Source organism: Amycolatopsis sp. VS8301801F10 (genome assembly GCF_046195355.1).
Taxonomy (GTDB): domain Bacteria; phylum Actinomycetota; class Actinomycetes; order Mycobacteriales; family Pseudonocardiaceae; genus Amycolatopsis.
Genome location: NZ_CP176065.1, coordinates 3,515,951 through 3,534,493, shown reverse-complemented (window position 1 = coordinate 3,534,493; position 18,543 = coordinate 3,515,951). Strand labels below are relative to the sequence as shown.

15 protein-coding genes are annotated in these 18,543 nt (G+C 67.8%); 4 read left to right on the top strand and 11 right to left on the bottom strand.

The annotated features are described in order from the left end of the window. Nucleotides 1-38: 38 nt before the first annotated feature. Nucleotides 39-1,229 carry a M20 family metallopeptidase gene (locus F9C11_RS16830; RefSeq protein WP_409185809.1) on the top strand — a complete coding sequence of 397 codons (1,191 nt, stop codon included), beginning with the start codon at nt 39-41 and terminating at the stop codon, nt 1,227-1,229. A 200-nt stretch (nt 1,230-1,429) separates the two neighbouring features. On the opposite strand, the gene F9C11_RS16825 is transcribed toward F9C11_RS16830, so the two are convergent. Next, on the bottom strand, nt 1,430-3,082 hold the full coding sequence (locus tag F9C11_RS16825) for a thiamine pyrophosphate-binding protein (protein ID WP_409185808.1): 1,653 nt from the start codon (nt 3,080-3,082) through the stop codon (nt 1,430-1,432). A 32-nt stretch (nt 3,083-3,114) separates the two neighbouring features. On the opposite strand from F9C11_RS16825, the gene F9C11_RS16820 reads away from it, so the two are divergent. Next, the gene (locus F9C11_RS16820) at nt 3,115-4,266 is read left to right on the top strand and encodes a PucR family transcriptional regulator (RefSeq protein ID WP_409185807.1); all 1,152 of its coding nucleotides are present in this window, start codon (nt 3,115-3,117) and stop codon (nt 4,264-4,266) included. Between the two features lie 74 nt (nt 4,267-4,340). Further along, on the top strand, nt 4,341-5,717 hold the full coding sequence (locus F9C11_RS16815; RefSeq protein WP_409185806.1) for an aldehyde dehydrogenase family protein: 1,377 nt from the start codon (nt 4,341-4,343) through the stop codon (nt 5,715-5,717). Nucleotides 5,718-5,777: 60 nt separating this feature from the next. On the opposite strand, the gene F9C11_RS16810 is transcribed toward F9C11_RS16815, so the two are convergent. From F9C11_RS16810 to F9C11_RS16765, 10 genes are all read right to left on the bottom strand, one after another. Beyond that, on the bottom strand, nt 5,778-7,388 hold the full coding sequence (locus F9C11_RS16810) for an FAD-dependent monooxygenase (protein ID WP_409185805.1): 1,611 nt from the start codon (nt 7,386-7,388) through the stop codon (nt 5,778-5,780). Nucleotides 7,389-7,399: 11 nt separating this feature from the next. Further along, the gene (locus F9C11_RS16805) at nt 7,400-8,362 is read right to left on the bottom strand and encodes a flavin reductase (protein ID WP_409185804.1); all 963 of its coding nucleotides are present in this window, start codon (nt 8,360-8,362) and stop codon (nt 7,400-7,402) included. Between the two features lie 4 nt (nt 8,363-8,366). Further along, complete coding sequence (locus tag F9C11_RS16800) at nt 8,367-9,005, bottom strand: 4-carboxy-4-hydroxy-2-oxoadipate aldolase/oxaloacetate decarboxylase (RefSeq protein ID WP_409185803.1); 639 nt, start codon at nt 9,003-9,005, stop codon at nt 8,367-8,369. Continuing rightward, nucleotides 9,002-9,649 carry an RraA family protein gene (locus F9C11_RS16795; RefSeq protein ID WP_409185802.1) on the bottom strand — a complete coding sequence of 216 codons (648 nt, stop codon included), beginning with the start codon at nt 9,647-9,649 and terminating at the stop codon, nt 9,002-9,004. Before F9C11_RS16795 ends, F9C11_RS16800 begins: the two co-directional genes overlap by 4 nt. Next, nucleotides 9,649-10,317, bottom strand: coding sequence for an RraA family protein (locus F9C11_RS16790; protein WP_409185801.1), 669 nt, complete (start codon nt 10,315-10,317; stop codon nt 9,649-9,651). The genes F9C11_RS16795 and F9C11_RS16790 overlap by 1 nt, the downstream gene beginning before the upstream one ends. Nucleotides 10,318-10,319: 2 nt before the next feature. Next, a complete protein-coding gene (locus tag F9C11_RS16785; protein ID WP_409185800.1) occupies nt 10,320-11,336 on the bottom strand; it encodes a hypothetical protein in 1,017 nt (338 codons plus the stop codon). Between the two features lie 11 nt (nt 11,337-11,347). Next, complete coding sequence (locus F9C11_RS16780; protein WP_409185799.1) at nt 11,348-12,349, bottom strand: amidohydrolase family protein; 1,002 nt, start codon at nt 12,347-12,349, stop codon at nt 11,348-11,350. A gap of 18 nt (nt 12,350-12,367) precedes the next feature. Continuing rightward, nucleotides 12,368-13,822: a 4-hydroxyphenylacetate 3-hydroxylase family protein gene (locus tag F9C11_RS16775; protein ID WP_409185798.1), complete on the bottom strand. Its 1,455-nt coding sequence runs from the start codon at nt 13,820-13,822 to the stop codon at nt 12,368-12,370. Nucleotides 13,823-13,973: 151 nt separating this feature from the next. After that, complete coding sequence (locus tag F9C11_RS16770) at nt 13,974-15,422, bottom strand: aldehyde dehydrogenase family protein (protein WP_409185797.1); 1,449 nt, start codon at nt 15,420-15,422, stop codon at nt 13,974-13,976. 227 nt (nt 15,423-15,649) lie between these two features. Then, nucleotides 15,650-17,269, bottom strand: a complete 1,620-nt coding sequence (locus tag F9C11_RS16765) for a thiamine pyrophosphate-binding protein (protein ID WP_409185796.1) — start codon at nt 17,267-17,269, stop codon at nt 15,650-15,652. A gap of 157 nt (nt 17,270-17,426) precedes the next feature. On the opposite strand from F9C11_RS16765, the gene F9C11_RS16760 reads away from it, so the two are divergent. Beyond that, complete coding sequence (locus F9C11_RS16760) at nt 17,427-18,335, top strand: SAM-dependent methyltransferase (protein WP_409185795.1); 909 nt, start codon at nt 17,427-17,429, stop codon at nt 18,333-18,335. The last annotated feature ends 208 nt before the right edge of the window (nt 18,336-18,543 follow it).

The window sequence follows — 18,543 nt, the reverse complement described above, 5'->3', positions numbered from 1 at the left end:
GTCACCAGCGCGGCACGCACCGTCGCCTAAGGAGCCCCATGCCGGTTTCCGCCTCGATCCTCGCCGACTCCGCCGCCCTCCTGCCAGACCTGATCGCCCTCCGGCGCACCCTCCACGCCCAGCCCGAAGCCGGGTTCGCCCTCCCCCGCACCCAGCGGACAGTACTGAACGCGATGGCCTCACTGGACCTGGAAGTGACGCCCGGCCCGCACGATTTCACCTCGATCGTCGCGGTACTGCGCGGCACCCGGCCCGGACCGACGGTCCTGCTGCGCGCGGACATGGACGCGCTGCGCGTCACCGAGGAGACCGGACTGCCCTTCGCCTCGCAAACGCCCGGATTGATGCACGCGTGCGGCCACGACCTGCACACCGCAGCGCTCGTCGGCGCAGCGAAACTGCTGAGCGCCCACCGCGACGAAATCGCCGGCTCAGTGGTCTTCATGTTCGAACCTGGCGAGGAAGCCGGCGGCGGCGCACAACGATTGATCTCCGAGGGGGTGCTCACCGGCGTCGAGGCGGCATACGGCATCCACGTCCTGCCCGGCCGCGCCGGCGTGTTCACCACCCGCCCCGGCCCGGTCATGGCAGGAGCCAGCAGCCTGACCGTACGCGTACTCGGCCGCAGCGGACACGGATCACGCCCGCATCAGGCAGTGGACCCGGTTCCCGCAGCAGCACAGATCATTTCGGCACTGCACACCTATGTCACCCGGCGGTTCCCGGTATTCGACCCCGTGGTGCTGTCGGTGACCAAAATGCACGCGAGCGAGATCATCAACGCCATCCCCGACGAAGCAACGCTCGGCGCAACGATCCGCGCCCTCTCCCCGGAGAGCGTGGAGACCCTGTCCCGCGAACTGCCTTCACTGACCGACGGGATCGCATCAGCCTTCGGTTGCCGAGCAGAAACGGAATTCAAGTCGGTTTACCCAGTCACCTCAAATGATCCAAAAGCAGCCACCCATGCGCTGAACGTACTCGGCGACCTGTTCGGCGCAGAACGGGCCGTGCCGCTAGAACACCCAATAATGGCGTCAGAAAGCTTCTCCGCAGTACTGAACGAAGTCCCCGGCGCCTTCATCTTCCTGGGCACCACCCCAGAGGGAGAAAACGCGGACACAGCGGAAATGAACCACTCCCCCCGCGCAGTCTTCGACGACAACGTCCTAGCCGACCAGTCAGCAGCCCTGGCAAGCCTCGCACTAAGCCACGTCCACCACCCCTGAACCCGCACCAGCGCACCCAAACAAGCGAGGCACCCACCCCTCCCCCACCCCCGATATACAGCCAAAAACACGGCGCTGGGGTGCTTGTCAAGGCATCTTTCCCGCCTTGACAAGCACCCCAGCGCCGTAGTCACACTAAAAAATCGGGGGGCCCACGCAACTCAAGACGCGGCAAGGTCGCCCGCCAGGGCGACGAGCCGTCAACGCTTCTCGTGAATCAACGGCCAAGGCGAAGGAAAAACCCCGACCGGCACCTTCACCACCGCAGGCCGCCGAGCCGCAACCGCCGCCCCCACGCACTTTTCCACCGCGGCAGCATCCTCCGCCAGCGCAAAATCCAGCCCAAACGCCCGCGTAAGCAGCTCAAAGTCCGGATTAGTCAAGTCCGACCCGATGAACCGCCCCCCGTAAGTATCCCGCTGAATCCGCCACACATTCCCAAACCGGGAATCCTCGAACAATACAGTCACCAGCGGAATCCCGTACTTCTTGGCCGTAGCGAACTCCTGCATCGACCACCCGATCCCCCCGTCCCCGGTAACCGCGACCACCGGCCGCCCGCCAGCCCCCACCGCGGCCCCCAGCGCGGTAGGCATCGCATACCCGAGCGTCCCCTGATACCCCGGCCACACATAAGACCGAGGCGCCCGCACCGGAAACCCATACGTCGACACATACCCGATCTGCGTCAGCTCGTTGACGAAAACCCCATCCTCCGGCAACGCGGCCCGGATCGCGTCCACGAACTCCATCTGCGGCCCAGCCTGCTTCCGAATCCGAGCGTTGCAATCCTCGCGCAACCGAGTCAGCTCGGAACCCCACGCAACCCGGGGCGAGAGCCGTTCCACCAACGCCGCCAACACCGCCACCGCATCAGCATTGATCGCGAGATCCGGACGACGAGGCGCTCGAAGATCAGCAGCGTCGATATTGACCAACGCAAGCCGTGCGTCGCCGATATTCAACTGCTGCCCGAACGGTGTCAGGAACCGGCTGCCAAACGACACCACCAAATCCGCCGTAGCCCGCAACTCCCACAACGCGAACGCGGGCAACGCATGCGGATCCCGGGCATCGATCGCCCCTCGCCCGTTCTCGCTCATCACCACCGGCGCGTCCAGCAATTCAGCGAGCCGGGCCAGCAGTTTGAACGCGCGCGGGTCACGCATCCCCCCGCCGACATGAATCACCGGCCGCGCGGAAGCCGCCAGCAACCGAACAAGGTCCGCCACCTCCCGCTCCGGAGCCTCCGGCTCCCGCACCCCGAACGGCTCCCCCGGATTGAGATCCGCCACCGCGTGCAGCAAGTCCGGCCCCAGCTCAAGCGCGACCGGCCGCGGCCGCCCGGTCCGCATCTGCCGGAATCCCTCGTGCACGAGGTCCGGAATCTCTTCGACCCGCTTCGGCCGCGCCGACCATTTCGTCAGCCCCTGGACCGTGTCGGTCTGCCGGGGAATCTCGTGCAATGCCCCGAGCCCGGACCCGACGAGCGGCGACGGGACAGTCCCGGCCAACAGCATCACCTGCGAGGAACAGGCATAGGCCGTTGCCATACCAGCGCCGGCGTTCAGTACTCCAGGCCCCGGCACGACCATCGCCACGCCGGGCCGCCCGGAAGCGCGGTAGTAGCCGTCCGCCATGTAGCTGGTCGCCTGCTCGTGCCGCGGGACGACCAGTTCCAGCTCGTCGCGCTCGCGGTACATGCCGTCGGTGAGCCCGTCCAGCTGGACCCCGGGAATGCCGAAGACCGTGTCGACGCCCTCGCTGATGAGCGCCCTGGCGAGCGCGTCACCGCCTGTCATCTGTGCCATGCGGAGCCCTCTCGTCAAATGTCTATAATGAATATAGATCAAATCTCCGGCAGCTGGCAACGGAAGAGGCGGGCATGACTCTCGAAGGACAGGTGCAGGCCTACGCCGACCGGCTCGGGCGGCCGGTCATCGTGTTCGACGTCGACTTCACGGTGATCGCGTTCAGCGTGCACGACCAGGACGTCGACCACGCCCGGCTGGCGATCATCCTGTCCCACAAAGGATCTTCGCGCGCCCGGGAGTCCATTAGGGACTATCGGGTCGGCCAGGCGCGGGAGCCGGTCCGGATCCCGCCGCTCGACGGCGGGCAGTCCCGGCTGGTCGCGCCGGTGCGGCACGAGGGGCGGCTGGTCGGCTACCTCTCCTCGACAATCCCCGAGGACGACGAATCCGCCTACGAGGACGACGACGAGCTGCGCGAACGCCGGGACCAGATCGGATTGCTGCTGGCCGCCATGGCGCTCGGAAACCGGGAAGACGAGGACCGGGCCCGACGCCTGCTCGCCGCGCTTCTCGAGGGCAACGAGGACCAGCGCGTCCGCGCCGCCGACGAACTGCTCGCGAGCGGCCTGCTCTCCCCCGTCCCGCACTACACGGTCATCTCCATCGCGACCCCGCCGCGGGCCGAGCCCAGTTCCGCGACACTCCGGCTCGTGCTGGACCGGGCGTTGTCGAGCATTCCGGTCTTCCCCACATTGAAAGCGGCCGGTGCGGTGCTCGGCAGCGAAGCGGTCTTGCTGGTGCCGTACGAAATCGACACCGCCCGACTGTCGGCCCTCCTTGCGCAGCCCGCCTTTTCCGGACTGCACGCGGGAGTCGGCGGGGCGCACGCGCCGCTGTCCGCGGCGCACCGGTCGCTGCGGGAAGCCCGGATTGCCTTGCGCGGCGGCGACACCGGCTGCGTGGTCCACTGGTCCGAGCTGGGATTGGACCGGCTGTTGTTGCAACTCCCGCTCGAAGACGTTGATATCTCAGATCTCCCCGATGCTGTCCGCCGGCTGCTCGCCGCGCAGTCCGGACCGGATCTCGCACAGACCCTGGAGACCTATCTCGACTGCGGCTGCGATGCCCAGCGCACTGCGCTGACGCTGCACGTCCACCGCAGCACCCTCTACTACCGGCTGGATCGCGTCCGCGCGGTCGCGGACGTCGATCTTGCCGACGGGAAGGTGCGCCGCGAACTCCACACCGGACTGCGGATCGCGACGCTCGCCGGCCTCCGGTAGCCGCGCTAGTCGCGCCTGGTCCTGCCGCCCGCAATTGACTATATTCAATGTGAACTTTTACGGAAGGGTCCCGCATGAACGCACTGCTGACCACCGTCTCGGTCGCCGACGACCGCGGGCGGCCCGTCTTGGACGCCGCGACCAGGGAAGTCGTCGGCCACGCACCGGTGCACACGGTCGACCAGCTGAACGCCGCGGTCGCCGCCGCGGCGGCCGCACAGCCGTCTTGGGCCGCGCTGGGACACGCTGAACGGTCGCGAATCCTGCACGTCATCGCGGACGACATCGACGCGCACGCCGAAGAACTCGGCGAGATCATCACCGCGGAGCAAGGCAAGGCCGGCGGTGCCGGTGAGGCGCACGGCGCCGCGCATTGGCTCCGGGCCGCGGCGGACACGGTGCTCGAACCGCAGCCGCTTCCGGATGGCGCGGAACAGCACTACGTCCCGCTCGGCGTCGTAGCGTCGATCGGCCCGTGGAACTTCCCGGTGATGATCGCGGTGTGGCACGTCGCGCCGGCGTTGCGGATGGGGAATACGGTGGTGCTCAAGCCTTCCGAGCACACGCCGCTGAGCGTGCTCGCGCTCGCGGAGATCTTCCGCCGCCACCTTCCCGCGGACGTGCTGACCGCGGTCTCCGGGGATCGCGAGGTGGGCGCCGCGCTGGCCGCGCATCCGCGGATCGCCAAGATCGTGTTCACCGGCTCGACCGCGACCGGACGCCGGATCGTCGAAAGCTCGGCGGGCAACCTCGCGCGGCTCACCCTGGAACTGGGCGGGAACGACGCGGCGATCGTGCTGCCCGGCACGGACGTGGAAGCCGTCGCCGACAAGCTCTTCTGGGCGGCTTTCATGAACACCGGCCAGGTGTGCGCCGCGCTCAAACGGCTTTACGTGCACGAATCGCTTTACGACGACGTCGTCTCCGCGCTGGCCGAACGCGCCGAGAAAGCGCCGATGGGACCGGGACGGGACAAGGCGAACCGGCTCGGGCCGGTGCAGAACCCCGCGCAGTTCGAGATCGTCTCCCGGCTGGTCGAAGAAGCGCGGGCGCGCGGTGCCCGGATCGTCACCGGTGGCATGCCAGCGACCGAACTGGGGCCGCTGTTCTACCGGCCGACGATCATCGCGGACGTCGAGGACGGCGCCGCGGTAGTCGACGAGGAGCAGTTCGGACCGGTGCTGCCGGTGATCCGCTACACCGACGTGGACGACGCGGTGCGCCGCGCCAATGGCACTGACCAGGGGTTGGGCGCTTCGGTCTGGGGTGCCGACGCGGACCAGGTGAACGCGGTAGCGCAGCGGCTGGAGGCGGGCACCGTGTGGATCAACCAGCACGGCGGCGTCGACCCGGCGATCCCCTTCGGCGGCACGAAGGCGTCGGGATACGGGCTGGAGTTCGGCGTGGAAGGCCTGAAAGCCATGGCGGCCAGCAAAATCATCCGCCGGTGAAACCAGTGAAGGCCTCCTCGAGGGATTTCCTCGAGGAGGCCTTCACTGGGGGCCAAGGGGTCAAGCGCCGCGAAGCTTTTCCCACAACTCGGCCGCAGCCGCCCGGTCGGGCGGAGCACCTCGCCAGACCACAGTCTGGTCCTGACGTACCAACGTGACAGGACAAAGATATTCAGCTGGCAGCGTGGTCACTTCAACAACCGCGAATGGGATACCTCGGTGTGCCGCTTCACCGGTCAGCGTTGAGATATCAACGCCGCGCCCGGTGATCGCCGTGTAGCCGGGTGAGAAGTGGTCGTACAGCGAGGAGCCGTCCGCCAGCGTGAAGTGCGGGGCACGGCAACCGGGCACAGTGGACGGTGTGTAGCTGCCCATCGTGTAGCCGGGTGCTTCTTCGCCGTCGTAAGCGATGATCGGTGAATCGTGGTACGCATACCCGTAATTCAGCCCAGCGGCGGCAAACTGCGGCTCGTTCAACTCCCGTACGGCAGCGCCGAACGCCATGCGCGCCGCGTCACCGGCCGGGGTGTCGTCCTCCAGCTCCGCGGGAAGCCCTGGCCGGGCAAGCTTTCGCTGGTGGTTCATCGCGAAGTGCGAGACCTGTTCGGTGATCGGCCGCCGTTCGGCTTCATAGGCGTCCAGGATCCCTTCCGCAGCCCAGCCACCAAGGTGGGCACCGAGCAACCAGGTCAGATTGAGCACGTCCGCGATGCCCGCGTTCATCCCGAATCCGGCGAACGGCACCCACAGATGCGAAGCGTCCCCGGCGAGGAACACCCGCCGGTCGCGGAACCGGTCGGCGAGCAGACGGCGCGCGATCCAGTCCTCTTTGGACACGACGGCGTACTCGAACGCCTCGTCCACACCGAGAATCGCGCGGATCGCCGCATCCCGGTCGACGGTTTCTTCCGGCGATGAAAGGTAGGTGTGCACGAGGAAGGTTTCAGTGCCGTCGATCGCGTACACGTGCCCGACCCGGCGTGAATTGAACGTGTAATACCCCCACGCCCGCGGTTCGTCGGCGGACATCAGCGAGTACAGCTTCGGTGCACGGATGCAAGTGGACTGCACATGCTGGAGCACTGGATCGCCGCTGAGCTTCGCGCCGATCTGCTTGCGCACCGCCGAACGGCCGCCGTCCGCTCCGATGAAGTACCGCGCGCGCAGAGTCCGTTCGCCCGTGCCGTCGGACACTATTGCCGAAACGGACGATTCGTCCTGGCTCACCGCCTGGAACCGGGTGCGGTTGAGCAGGGTCACGCCGGGGGCGGCAGCGGCGTTCCGGGCGAGAATCGGCTCCAGGAACGTCTGGTTGATCCGGTGCGGCGGCTCAGGCGTCGCCCAGTTCGTGTCGGGACCGACCCGGGAGGTGTACCGCTCCCCGCTCGCCGGGATCGGGATGCGCGACAGTTCCCGCCCGGTCAGCGAGGTCCGGAACGCGACGTCCTGCGGATAGTCGCGCGGCAGTCCGGCGGCGCGCACCTCCGCGGCGATTCCGAGCCGGCGGAAGCTTTCCATGGTGCGCGAGGCGACGTGATTGCATTTGACGTTCGGCGGTTCGAGAAACTCCCGTTCCTCGACGACGATCACCGACACCCCGCGGCTGCTCAGGTCGAGTGCGGCGACCAGGCCGACCGGACCGGCCCCGACGATGAGGACGTCTGCGTCCATGGTTTCTCCGTTCAGCACGGCATTCCTTGCGCCACCACGCCAAGGTGCTCGGTCATCAGCCGACGTGCGGCCTCCTCGTCACGGTCCTCAATGGCCTGAAGGATGCGGCGGTGCGCATCGACCGCACGGGTCGCCCGCTCGGCGTTGGTGTGCACGGCATAAACGCTTTCCCGAGGGCGGTTCAGCGCGCCGACCGACGCGGCGATCGCCGGATTTCCGCTGAGCAAGCCGAGCCGGGCGTGGAATTCCAGCGACAACGGGTTGTACCGGCTGGCGTCGTGGACGTGCTTCTCCGATTCCTCGACCAGTTCCCGCAATTGTGCGACTTGGTCGTCGCCGGCCGCCCGTGCGGCGAGCGCGGCGGCCGCTGGTTCAACCGCGTGCTGTGCCTCCAAAAGCTGTTCGGTGCGCATGCCGTGCAAATGCAGCTGGATGGAGAGCGAATCGGCGATCCGCCCGATGTCCGCCTCGGCCTCTTCCGCCGTGCTGAGTTCGCGGTATTCGCCGGACCAGTACAGCAGCGGCTGCCCGGTTCCCCCGCCCGCGGAAACGACTTCGCCGACGAGGATGATGTGGTCGCCGCCGCCCAGCATGGTGTGCACAGTGCAGTCGAACCAGCTCAGCGCACCGGTGACGACTGGCGCGCCGGTGGCTTCGGTGTGCGTCTCGACCTCGTCGAACCGTTCCTTGCTCCGGCCGCGTCCGCGTCGAGCGAAGCACGCGGAAACGTCCTGTTGATGGCGGCCCAGCACGTTGATCGCGAAGACTCCGCTCGCGCGGATTTCGTCGAGGATCGGGCTGTGCGAATTGATCGAGACTGTCACCAAAAGGGGGTTCAGCGAAAGGGAGACGAACGACGTCGCGGTGATTCCGTAAAGGTGACCGTCGAGCGCGGTAGTCACCACCGTGACGCCGGAAGCGAATCGCCCAGCGGCCTGGCGGAAACTGTCGATCCGTTGCTGGTCGGAGGTCATCGGGTCACCTCCCTTCGTCCGGGACGCCGAGGCCGCGAAAGTCGTAGACGTCCAAAGTGGTCTCGCCGGAACGGAGCCGGTCCAGATAGGACTCTTCCTTCTCGGCACGGGCGCGGGACGCGGCCAGGACCCGGTCGTACTCTCCGGCCGGGAGCACGACGACGCCGTCCCGGTCGGCCACGACGATGTCACCGCGGCGAACCACCCGGCCGCGCAAGGTGATCGGGCGGCCGACGGTGCCTGGCCAGTTCTTGATCGTGCCGCGGATCGAGATCGCCGTGCTGAACACCGGGAATCCGAGCGACGCGAGCTGCCGGGTATCGCGGACGCCGCCGTCGATGACCAAGCCATTGATCCCTCGGGCCTGCGCCGCGACCGCCATCACCTCGCCCCAGTACCCGAACGGCGCGCCACCGGCGTCGACCACAAGCACGTCACCTGGGCCAGCGGCCTCGATCCCGTGGTGCAGCGCGAGGTTGTCGCCGATTTGCGCCGACACCGGCACCGCGCGCCCCACAATCTGCGCGCCGTCCCAGGCTGGCCGGAACGCGGCGTCCAGGAAGCAGTCGAGGCCAGAAGCTTCGTACAGGGTGGCCGTGCCGAGCGTCAGCAGTTCCTTGGTGTCTTCGGCCAATGTGGTCATGCGTCCGCCCGCTGCAGATCGTGGTAGCCGTACTTCGCGCGGGCCTCGGCGATCGTCGCGCCACCGAGCGCCGCGGCGAGGATCGCTTCCTCCCGCGCTTGGATCATCTCGGCGACTTCCAACACGTCGTCCTCGCAGTCGCGCGGAATCGCCACGACCCCGTCCGAGTCGCCGAGCAAGATGTCGCCGTGCCGGACTGTTACGCCGCCGATCGTCACTGGCCCGCGTTCCTCGGCCACCTCGACCCGGTCCTTGCCGGTGCGCATGAACCGACCGCGGCTGTAGATCGGGTAGCCGATGGACAGCGCGCGGTGTGTATCGCGGCAGACCCCTTCGATGACCGTGCCTGAGATACCACGTTGGTGCGCTACTGCGGTCAGGATGTCGCCCCACACGGTGCAGTCGAGCCGTCCGTCGTTGTCGAGCACGATCACCTGGCCCGGTTCGACCTGGTCGATGAAGTCGCCGACGGTGCCCGCGGGAACCTGCGCACTGATGTACCGCACGGTGAAGGCGCGGCCGACCATGCGCTGTCCGTCCGCGAGCGGAGCGAGACCGAGCAGGCTGCCCGGGCGCTTGAGCTTGTCGAGGGCGTCGGAGACCGTCGCGGTGCCGAGCGCGGAGAAGCGGTCAAGGAGAGACATCAGTGCTGCTCCACGGTGACTGAGGGGAATTGGGAATCGTGCATGACTTCTTGCACGTCACGACCGGACCGGACCGCCTCCGCCATCCGGGCTTCCCGATCGGCGATCCGCTGCGCGAGTTCGATGACGCGTTGAGCGGCTCCGGCGGCGACGAAAACGACACCGTTGACATCCGCGAGCACAAAGTCTTGCGGGGCAACTGAGATACCAGCGATCTGGATACGCTCGTCCATAGCGGCCTGGACGATGCGGCCCCGCGCGCTGACCGGAACAGCCGTGCGCGCGAAGACCGGAAGCTTCCGCGCTTCGCTCTCTTGGACGTCGCGGCAGGCACCGTCCACGATGACGCCGGCTACGCCGCGCCGGACCGCGGCCTCGGTGAGCAGGCCACCCCAGCACGAAACATCCGTGCGGCCGTGGTTGTCGATCACCACGACGTCGTCCGGCTCGGTGATCGCGACCAGCGGGGTGGCGATGTGCGTCGCCGGTCCGGCGGTCGCCTTGGGCGCGGCGGTGACCGTGCGCACCCGACCAGCCAGGACCGTTCCCACAGGCCACATCGGCTTCAGCGCGGTGACCGCGCCGGGCAGGCCGAGGGTGTCCAATGCGTCCGAAACCGCGCAGCTGTCGAGTCCGCGCAGCGCGGTGATGATCTCTTCGGGAGACATAGTCACTTCCGTTCCCAGGTAAGGAAACCCATCGCGTTGCCGGTGCCAGCTTCCGTTCGGTAGCACGGTTCGTAGTCCACGCTCGTCACCTCGAGCCCGGCTTCGTCGGCGATACCGGCAACCGCGATCCAGTTGCGCAGCTCCGAGGCACCGGATCGCATCTCGGCGGCTGGGACGCTCGAGAGGTAGCCAGCGTCGTGGTCCCGCAACGCTTGGAGGAACTCCTGGTCCAGCTTCTCGTCGATCACGAAGTGGCTGAGCCCGCCCGACGCGACGACGCCGACGCGCAGGTCCCCGGGAAACGACCGGATCGCCCGCGCGACCGCGCGACCGAAGTCGTAGCAGCGTTTGGCCCCCGGCGGATTGGGCTCCCAGAAGGTGTTGATGAAGATCGGCACCATCGGCAGCGTCGATTCCTGGCCGAGGAACCGCTGGTAGATGAACCCGAAGCCGTGCGGAATGGCGTGGTTCTCGTACCGCCCGGCCGGGATGACCTCGGTGGCGCCGGTGTCGAAGTCCTCGGCCTGGGTGGACTGGATGAGGTGCTTGCCGAGCGCGCGGTGCGTGGGCCGCATGATCGTGCGGTCCGGGACGTCGCCGGCCGCGGCCTCGGCCAGGCCCGGCGCCATCGCGTCGAGCTGCGCCTGGGTGAACGGCACATGCGCGACCTCGTCGCCCCAGAACACCGAGAACGGGGCGAGCCATTCGTCGCCGTAGGTTTCCTTGTGGTCGCTGGAAACGATGACGACGACATCGACGTCCTGAGCACGAATGAAGTCCGCGAGCCGGTCCATCGACCGCTGGCAGCTCTCCCAGCGACGCGCCATCACCTCCGGAGTGATCTCCTGCGAGAAGTCTTCCCGCAGCTCGCGCAGTTCCTCGTAGCGGTAGGTCTCGCCGCGGAACTTCAATGCCTTGCTGGCGCGGTCCGCCGTACCCCTGATATCCCAGGCGTGCGGTGGTGGCGCCTTCAGCTGCGGTCCGTGCGAGGTGCCGAATCCGGCGACGATCTCCGTCATGGTCGTCCCCCTCAGAGCTGGAAGAGCGCGCGGGCGTTGTTTTCGAGGACGTCGGCGCGCTCCTTTTCGCTGAGCCAGGCGATGTCGTCGATGAGCAGGTGGATGTCGTCGAACCAGCGGCCGGTCTCCGGGTCGATCTGCGATCCGGTGCCCGGTTTCTCCGAGCCGAACAGCACCCGGTCGGTGCCGACGACCTTCATCAGCAGCTCCAGGCTGTCCTGGGTGTAGAGACAAGAGTCGAAGTGCAGCCGGCGCAGTTTGTCCAGATAGGACACTCCGGTGCGCACCACCGACGGCAGGAACCGGCCCACCTGGTACGGAATCGCGCCGCCGCCGTGCGAGACGATCACCTTGAGGTCCGGGAAGTCCTTCAGCACTCCCGAGTTCACGAGGCTCCACACCGCGACGGTTTCTTCCTGGATGAAGTGCAGGCTGTACGGTTCGCGCGCGGGCGGCTTGCACCCGGCCGCGTGCAGCAGCACCGGCACGTCAAGTTCGCACAGCACCTCGTACACCGGGTACCAGTACCGGTCGCCGAGGGCGAGCGGGGTTTCCGTGCCCTCGTACGGATCGGTATTGAGCATCGCGCCGACGAAGCCGAGCTCCGTCACCGTGCGGCGCAGTTCAGCGGTCCATTCCCGCGGCGTCAGGTCCGGGCTCTGCGGCAGCCCGGCGACGCCCTTGAACCGGCCGGGGAACAGTTCGGTCGCGCGGTGGATGAGGTTGTTGGTCTCCTCGGTGAACCACTGCACGAGCTTGGCCGGCCGTTCGCTGTGCATCATCTGGAACGGACGGGGCGAGATCATCTGCAGGTCGATACCGGCGCCGTCGAGGTGCGCCAGATGTGAGATATCACCGAAACTCGGATGCGGGTGGTGGTACGCGGCGGCGAGCGCGTCGTCGCTGATGGCCGGGGGTTTGCCGCCGTGCGCGCCGCGATGCGACAGCAGCGAGGCTTTCCAGGCGTAGTAGGCGTCCGGCGCGGACATGTGGCCGTGGACGTCGATGATCACGGAAGGCTCCTTGCGGTCTCAGGCGAGCGGCTTGCTGATGAGTTCGTCGACGCGCGCGTCCGTCGCCGACGTGTCGTAGAAGCGCAACAGCCGGGTGCGGCCCGCGCCGGGGTCGCCGCGGTGCAGGTACTCGTACAGTTCCTGGCGCATCCCGAAACTCGAGCCGGCGAGTTCCCAGCCGAGCCGGAACAACCGCGCCTTCTCCGCGGCTCCGATGTCGTGGCCGCGCATGTAGAGGTCCAGGAACGGGCGCAGTTCCGGATTCGCCAGGTCGGCTTCGGTTGGCTGCATGATGAGGCCGGACGCGGCGACCTGGCGCAAGATCTGAACCATCCGCGCTGAGATGTCAGCCGACCAGAAGCCGACGCCGTTGGTGTTGCTCGGGGCGAGGTGCCCGCCGGGCGTCACGACCGCGTCCGACTCGGCGCCCTTGATCGCCAGTTCGAGCGTCTGGACGTAGGAGAGGAGTTCGCCCAGCTGTTCCTGGATGCCGCGGAAGGTGTCCACGCCGATGGAGTGCGCGAGCTTCTTCGCGACCGAGGCGAAGAACTTCATCCGGGCGAGGAAGCGGATGTGCGTGCTCTGCAGGCTCCAGACGTTGATCCGGCCGAGGCCCTTGAGCGCGCGCAGGGAGTCGCCGAGCAGGAAGATGCGTTCGCGCGGCAGGAAAACGTCGTCGAAGAACAGCATCGCGTCCTGCTCGTCGTACCGGTTGCCGAGCGGGTGCGAATGCCCGCTCTCCGGCGCGCCGAGCGGTTCGCGCAGCAGGATTTTCAGGCCCGGCGTGTTCATCGGCAGCGCGAACCAGATGACGAAGTCTTCCGCGCCGCGCGCGGCAGTCACGCCGTTGAGATATACCAGCACCTCGTGCGAGAACGGCGCGAGCGTGGCGAGTTGCTTCGCGCCGCGCAGGACGACGCCGTCCTCGCGCTCCTCCACGACGCGCAGGGCGAGGTCCGGGTCGTCGAGCGGGCTGGCGCTGCGGTCGATCTGCGGGTCGCCGAGCGCGTGCGTCAGGACCAGGTCGTGCTCCATCGCGAACCGGCGGTAATCGCGCGCGTTCTGGCCGAACCCCTCGCGGTTCTGTTCGAGTTCGTCGGCGTAATCGGCGAGTCCGGCGGCCACATTCGACATGAAGTCGGGCGAACGACCGAGCTGCCCGAGGCTTTCCCGCATCCACCATTCCGACGCGGCGAATTTGGCGCGCAATTCCTCGGGGGTCTTCGGCAGCGAAAACGCGTAACTGACCTCGTTGCCGGTCTCCTCGGACTTGAACAGGGTCGCCGCCCGCCCCTCGGGAGTGGCGAACCGCAGGTCGAGCAGCCGGGCGAACTCGTCGACAGTCGGCTTCAGCGCCGGGTGCTCCGCGACGTTTTCGATGCGCTTGCCGTCGAGCCAGACCTCGCGGCCGTCGTTGAGGCTCTTTTTGTACTGCTCGCCGGTCAGCGCCCCGGTGGCACCGGAAATGTCCATGTACTCCGACTCCTTTGTCTGTGACGGGCCCGCGCCGGGCGACAATGCGAAGCTACGGAAATCGCGACGCCAGGTAATCGGTCCGCCGCGGGAATCTCCGCCGCGGGCGTCCGACACCGTGTCGGAAAGTCCGACACGGAGTCGGAAACGTTCAGTGCTGGATCGTCGGCACCGTCACCCATTGCCAGTAGGTGAACTCGTCCAGGTTCCAGTGCCCGCCGTGCCGTCCGCCGTTGCCGGACGCGCCGAGGCCGCCCATTGGGATGTGCGCGGCGTCGTAGATGGTCTGGCCGTTGAGAGCGACCATTCCGGCACGCAACCGGGAGGTGAAACCGAGTGCGCGCGCGACGTCGCGGCTGTGGATCGCGGCGGACAGGCCGTATTCGGTCGCGTTGGCCAGTTCGAGCGCTTCTTCCTCGGTCGAGAACCGGGTTACTGGCGCGACCGGACCAAATATCTCACTTCGGAAAGCTGCGTTGTCAACTGTTACGCCGTCCAGCACGGTCGGTTGGTAGAACGCACCGTCGTGTGCAGCACCGTGCACGACCCGCGCGCCCCCGGCGACCGAGGCCTCGACGATGTCGTGCACCCGCTCGGCCTGCGCGGTCGTGATCAGCGGACCGAGCGTCGTTCCAGGGGCCTTCGGATCGCCGAGCCGCAGCTTCTGCGCCGCCGATTTGAGCCGTTCCACATACTCGTCGGCAATGCTGTCGTGCACCAGATGCCGTCCGGTGGCCATGCAAATCTGGCCTTGGTGCCGGAAAGTCCCGCCGGCGCCAGCGGCCGCGGCGAGCTCGAGATCCGCGTCCGCGAACACGATGAAGGCGTTGTTGCCGCCGAGTTCGAGCACCACGCGCTTGAGCAAGCCGCCCGCGATCTCGCCGACCCGGCGGCCAGCGGCGGTTGATCCGGTGAACGAGATCGCGTTGGTGTGCGGCGAACGCACCACCGCCTCGCCGGTCGCCGCACCACCGGGCAGTACGTGCAGCACACCGTCGGGCAGACCGGCTTGCTCGAAGATGTGCGCGAGCACCGCACCTCCGGAGAAGGCGGTCTTCACGTCCGGCTTGACCAGCACCGCGTTGCCGAGCGCGAGCGCCGGGGCGACCGAGCGGATAGCGAGCATCAACGGCGCGTTCCAGGGGGCGATCACCCCGACGACGCCGACGGGGATCCGCCGGGCCATTCCCAGCGTCATCGGGTCTTCCACGGGGAGAAGGTCGCCTTGCGACATCGTGACCAGCCCCGCCGCGGCGATCAGTTCGTCGATCGCTTTGTCGACTTCGTGCTTCGCCTTCGCGGGCAGCGAGCCGCTCTCGCGCACGAGGACGTCCTCGACGTCGACGCGGATGTCGCGCAACGCGTCCGCGGCCCGGGTGAGGACGTCGGCCCGCTCGCGGTACGACGCACGGCTCCACTCAGCCTGCGCTTGCGCGGCACGCGCTCCGGCCCGCTCGACGTCGTGCTGATCGGCAAGGCCAGCCAGGCCGACTTTCCCGCCGTCGCCCGGCGAGACGACCGGCTGCGTGCCACCGCCGCCGGTACGCCAACCGCCGGAGTAGATATGCCCGTCTGCCTCGCTGATATCCCACCGGGCCATCGTCGTCGCCTGCCAATCCTGGTGCGGGTGCGGAGATCGCCGCGATGCTAGGTCGGCGCGAGCACTCGCTTCATCGCTTCGGCGACGCAAATCCCGGGCCCGCGACTGGACACGGTGTCGGAATCAGGCGGTCGGGATCACTGCCGCAACTGGCCATTCACCCGGGCATCAGGCCGTCAGGATCACCGCCGCAGCTGGTCATTCACCCGGGCATCAGGCCGTCGGGATCACTGCCACAGCTGGTCATTCACCCGGATTTCGATCAGCCGCGGACCGTCTTCCGGCCCCGGGTCCTCGGCGAGAGCGGCCCGCAACTCCTCGGCTCCGTCGACCGTCGTCGCCTGGATGCCGAACGCCGTCGCCAGCGCTGATATCTCAACGCCGCTGATGTCGGTGAGCGGATACTCCTCTCGTTCGCCTCCGCTTTTCCGCATACCAGCGACCACGGCTTGGTATCTCCCGTTGTTCACCACGAGATATGTCACCGGCAGCCGGTGGCGTACCACGGTCCAGAACGCGGGTACGCCGAACTGGACCACGCCGTCGCCGACAACCGCCAGCACGCGCTCTCGCCGGGCCATGGCGACCCCTGCCGCAGCGCCCATTCCCCAGCCGAGCGAACCGCTCGCGGTGGCGAACAGCGAATCCTCCCGAGTGCGCTGGAGAAAACGCAGTAACGGCAGCGTCGAGGTGACCGCGTCGAGGACCAACAACCGTTCCCCGCCGATGACGTCCGCCACAGTGCGCATCGCGACCGCGGCACTGAACTCCCCGGCTAAGCAGACTTCGGCTTCCCAACGGGCGCGCCGGTCCTCGCTGTCCTTCCGTACCCGGGCGAGCCACTCGCTCCGCGACGGTGCGCACTCCGGACGAACCCCTTCGGCCAGCCCGCGGAGCACCGCTGCGGTATCGCCTACGACAGCACCCGCTGGGACGTACCGGCGACCGGGCTCAGCAGCGTCTTCGGAGAGATGCAGGATCGGCACGCCCGGCGGTAGCGCCGCGACCTCGGCCGAGAACTCCACCGGTGTCGGCATGCCAGCCAGCACCAGCAGATCCGCTTCCGCCAGCAACGGTGCGCGGGGCTCGAATAGCCCGGCGTAGAGCGGATGATCCGTGCGGAACGACCATCGTTCGAGATCCCGCCGGGACTCCACGAACACCGGTGCGCCGAGCTGTTCGGCCAACCCCGCCAAGTCTCCGGTGGCTCCGCGCCGCGCGACGTCCGACCCGGCGACGACCACTGGCCGCCGGGCGGCATCGAGCAACGCGCTCGCATGCCGAACCGCTTCCGCGGCTGGGCCCTGCCGCGCACCCCAGCGGACCGGAGGAGCGACACCGGGTTCGGCAGTCAGATGGTCTTGCGGGATCGCGAGAATCGCCGGTTGCTCCGGGACGACCGTGGTATGCCACAGCGTCCGGCTGATATCTTCCAGCAGGTCTTCAGCGCGCAGGTTCTGCCAGGAATAACCCACGTACGGCGCGGCCGTTTCGAGCAACCGCGGCGAAGTCGTCAACGCGCGGTGCGGAAGGGTCGCTGTTCCCTTGATGCCAGCGAGAATCGCGACGCTGCTGCGCGCGACCTGCGCCGCGTACAGATGCGCCAAACCGTTCGCGACACCGACGTTCGTGTGCAGATAAGCCACGCCGATCCGTCCGGAGGCGCGCGCGTAACCGTCGGCCATGGACACCGAGATCGCCTCGTGGGTGGTCAGCACGAACTCGGGACCGCCGCGACTGGTGACAAGAGCTTCGAGCACTGGTATCTCAGTGGTGCCGGGACAGCAGAAAACGTGCTCGACTCCCCACTGCGCCAGGGTTTCCAGCAACCGTGCGGCAGCCGTCATGTCGTCTCCTCACCGCATCGACGGCCCCGCACGTTACGCAGCACGCCGGGCGGTGCGCTCCGACGCGGCGACGGAAGAACCCTCGCGGACTGTGCGACACGGTGTCGAGATCGGAGTAAGTTGCGGTCTCGACACCGGCGAAAGGCAAGGCGGCTCAATGACTTCTGCCCGGCACGACGGAGACACCTGGGATCTGGCGTCCAGCGTCGGCGCGACCGCGACCATGGCCGCGGCGGCGCGAGCGATCGCGACCCGCGAGGACAGCACGCTGTTCTCCGACCCGTTCGCCGAACCGCTCGTCCGGGCAGTCGGCGTCGACCTGCTCGCCAAGCTGGCGTCCGGCGAGACCGCCTCGAGTGCTCTGGTCGGGCAGGTCTGGATCGACGCGGCCAAGATCCGCGGCAAGTTCTACGACGAGTTCTTCCTCGACGCGGCCGCGGCGGGCATCGCACAGGCGGTGATTCTGGCGTCCGGATTGGACTCCCGCTCCTACCGACTGCCCTGGCCGGACGGAACCGTGGTGTACGAGATCGACCAGGAGCCAGTGGTCGAGTTCAAGTCCCGCGCCCTGGCCGACCTGGGCGCCGAGCCCACCGCGGACCGGCGGCCGGTCGGCGTCGACCTGCGCGACGACTGGCCCGCCGCCCTGCGCGCCGCCGGTTTCGACCCGGCGCGGCCGACCGCGTGGAGCGCCGAAGGCCTGCTGGGATATTTGCCGCCGGAAGCACAAGATCTTTTGCTGGACACCATCACCGAACTCAGCGCGCCGGGAAGCCGCGTCGCCACCGAAAACCGGCCCAACCCGCGCCCAGGCGACGAGGACAGGACGAAGGAACGCCTCGACCGCATCTCCGAACAATGGCGCGGCGAGGGTTTCGACACCGACATGACGAGGCTGCGCTACTTCGGCGAGCGCAACGAGGCGGCTCCGTACCTGACCGGCCTCGGCTGGACGGTGCGGGGAAGCACAGTCCGGGAGTTGCTCGCGGCCAACGGTCTGCCGCCGCTGGAGGACGACGATCTGCGCATGGGCGACCTTCGGTATATCAGCGGGATCCTCGCTTAGACGTCTCGCGCAGCCGACCCCGCCGTCGGCAGTGGTCAAACCATCACGCCTGGTCACAGACGCTTCGCGACCGGATTGTGAGGGTGGTCACGAGGCATACCGCCGGTTTGCTCCCGGCTCGCGAGAATCCCGAGCACAGCCCCCGATCCCGAAGAGTTTTCCGGTTCGACCGCCCATCAGCGCAGGTCAACGGGAGATAACGGTTTCA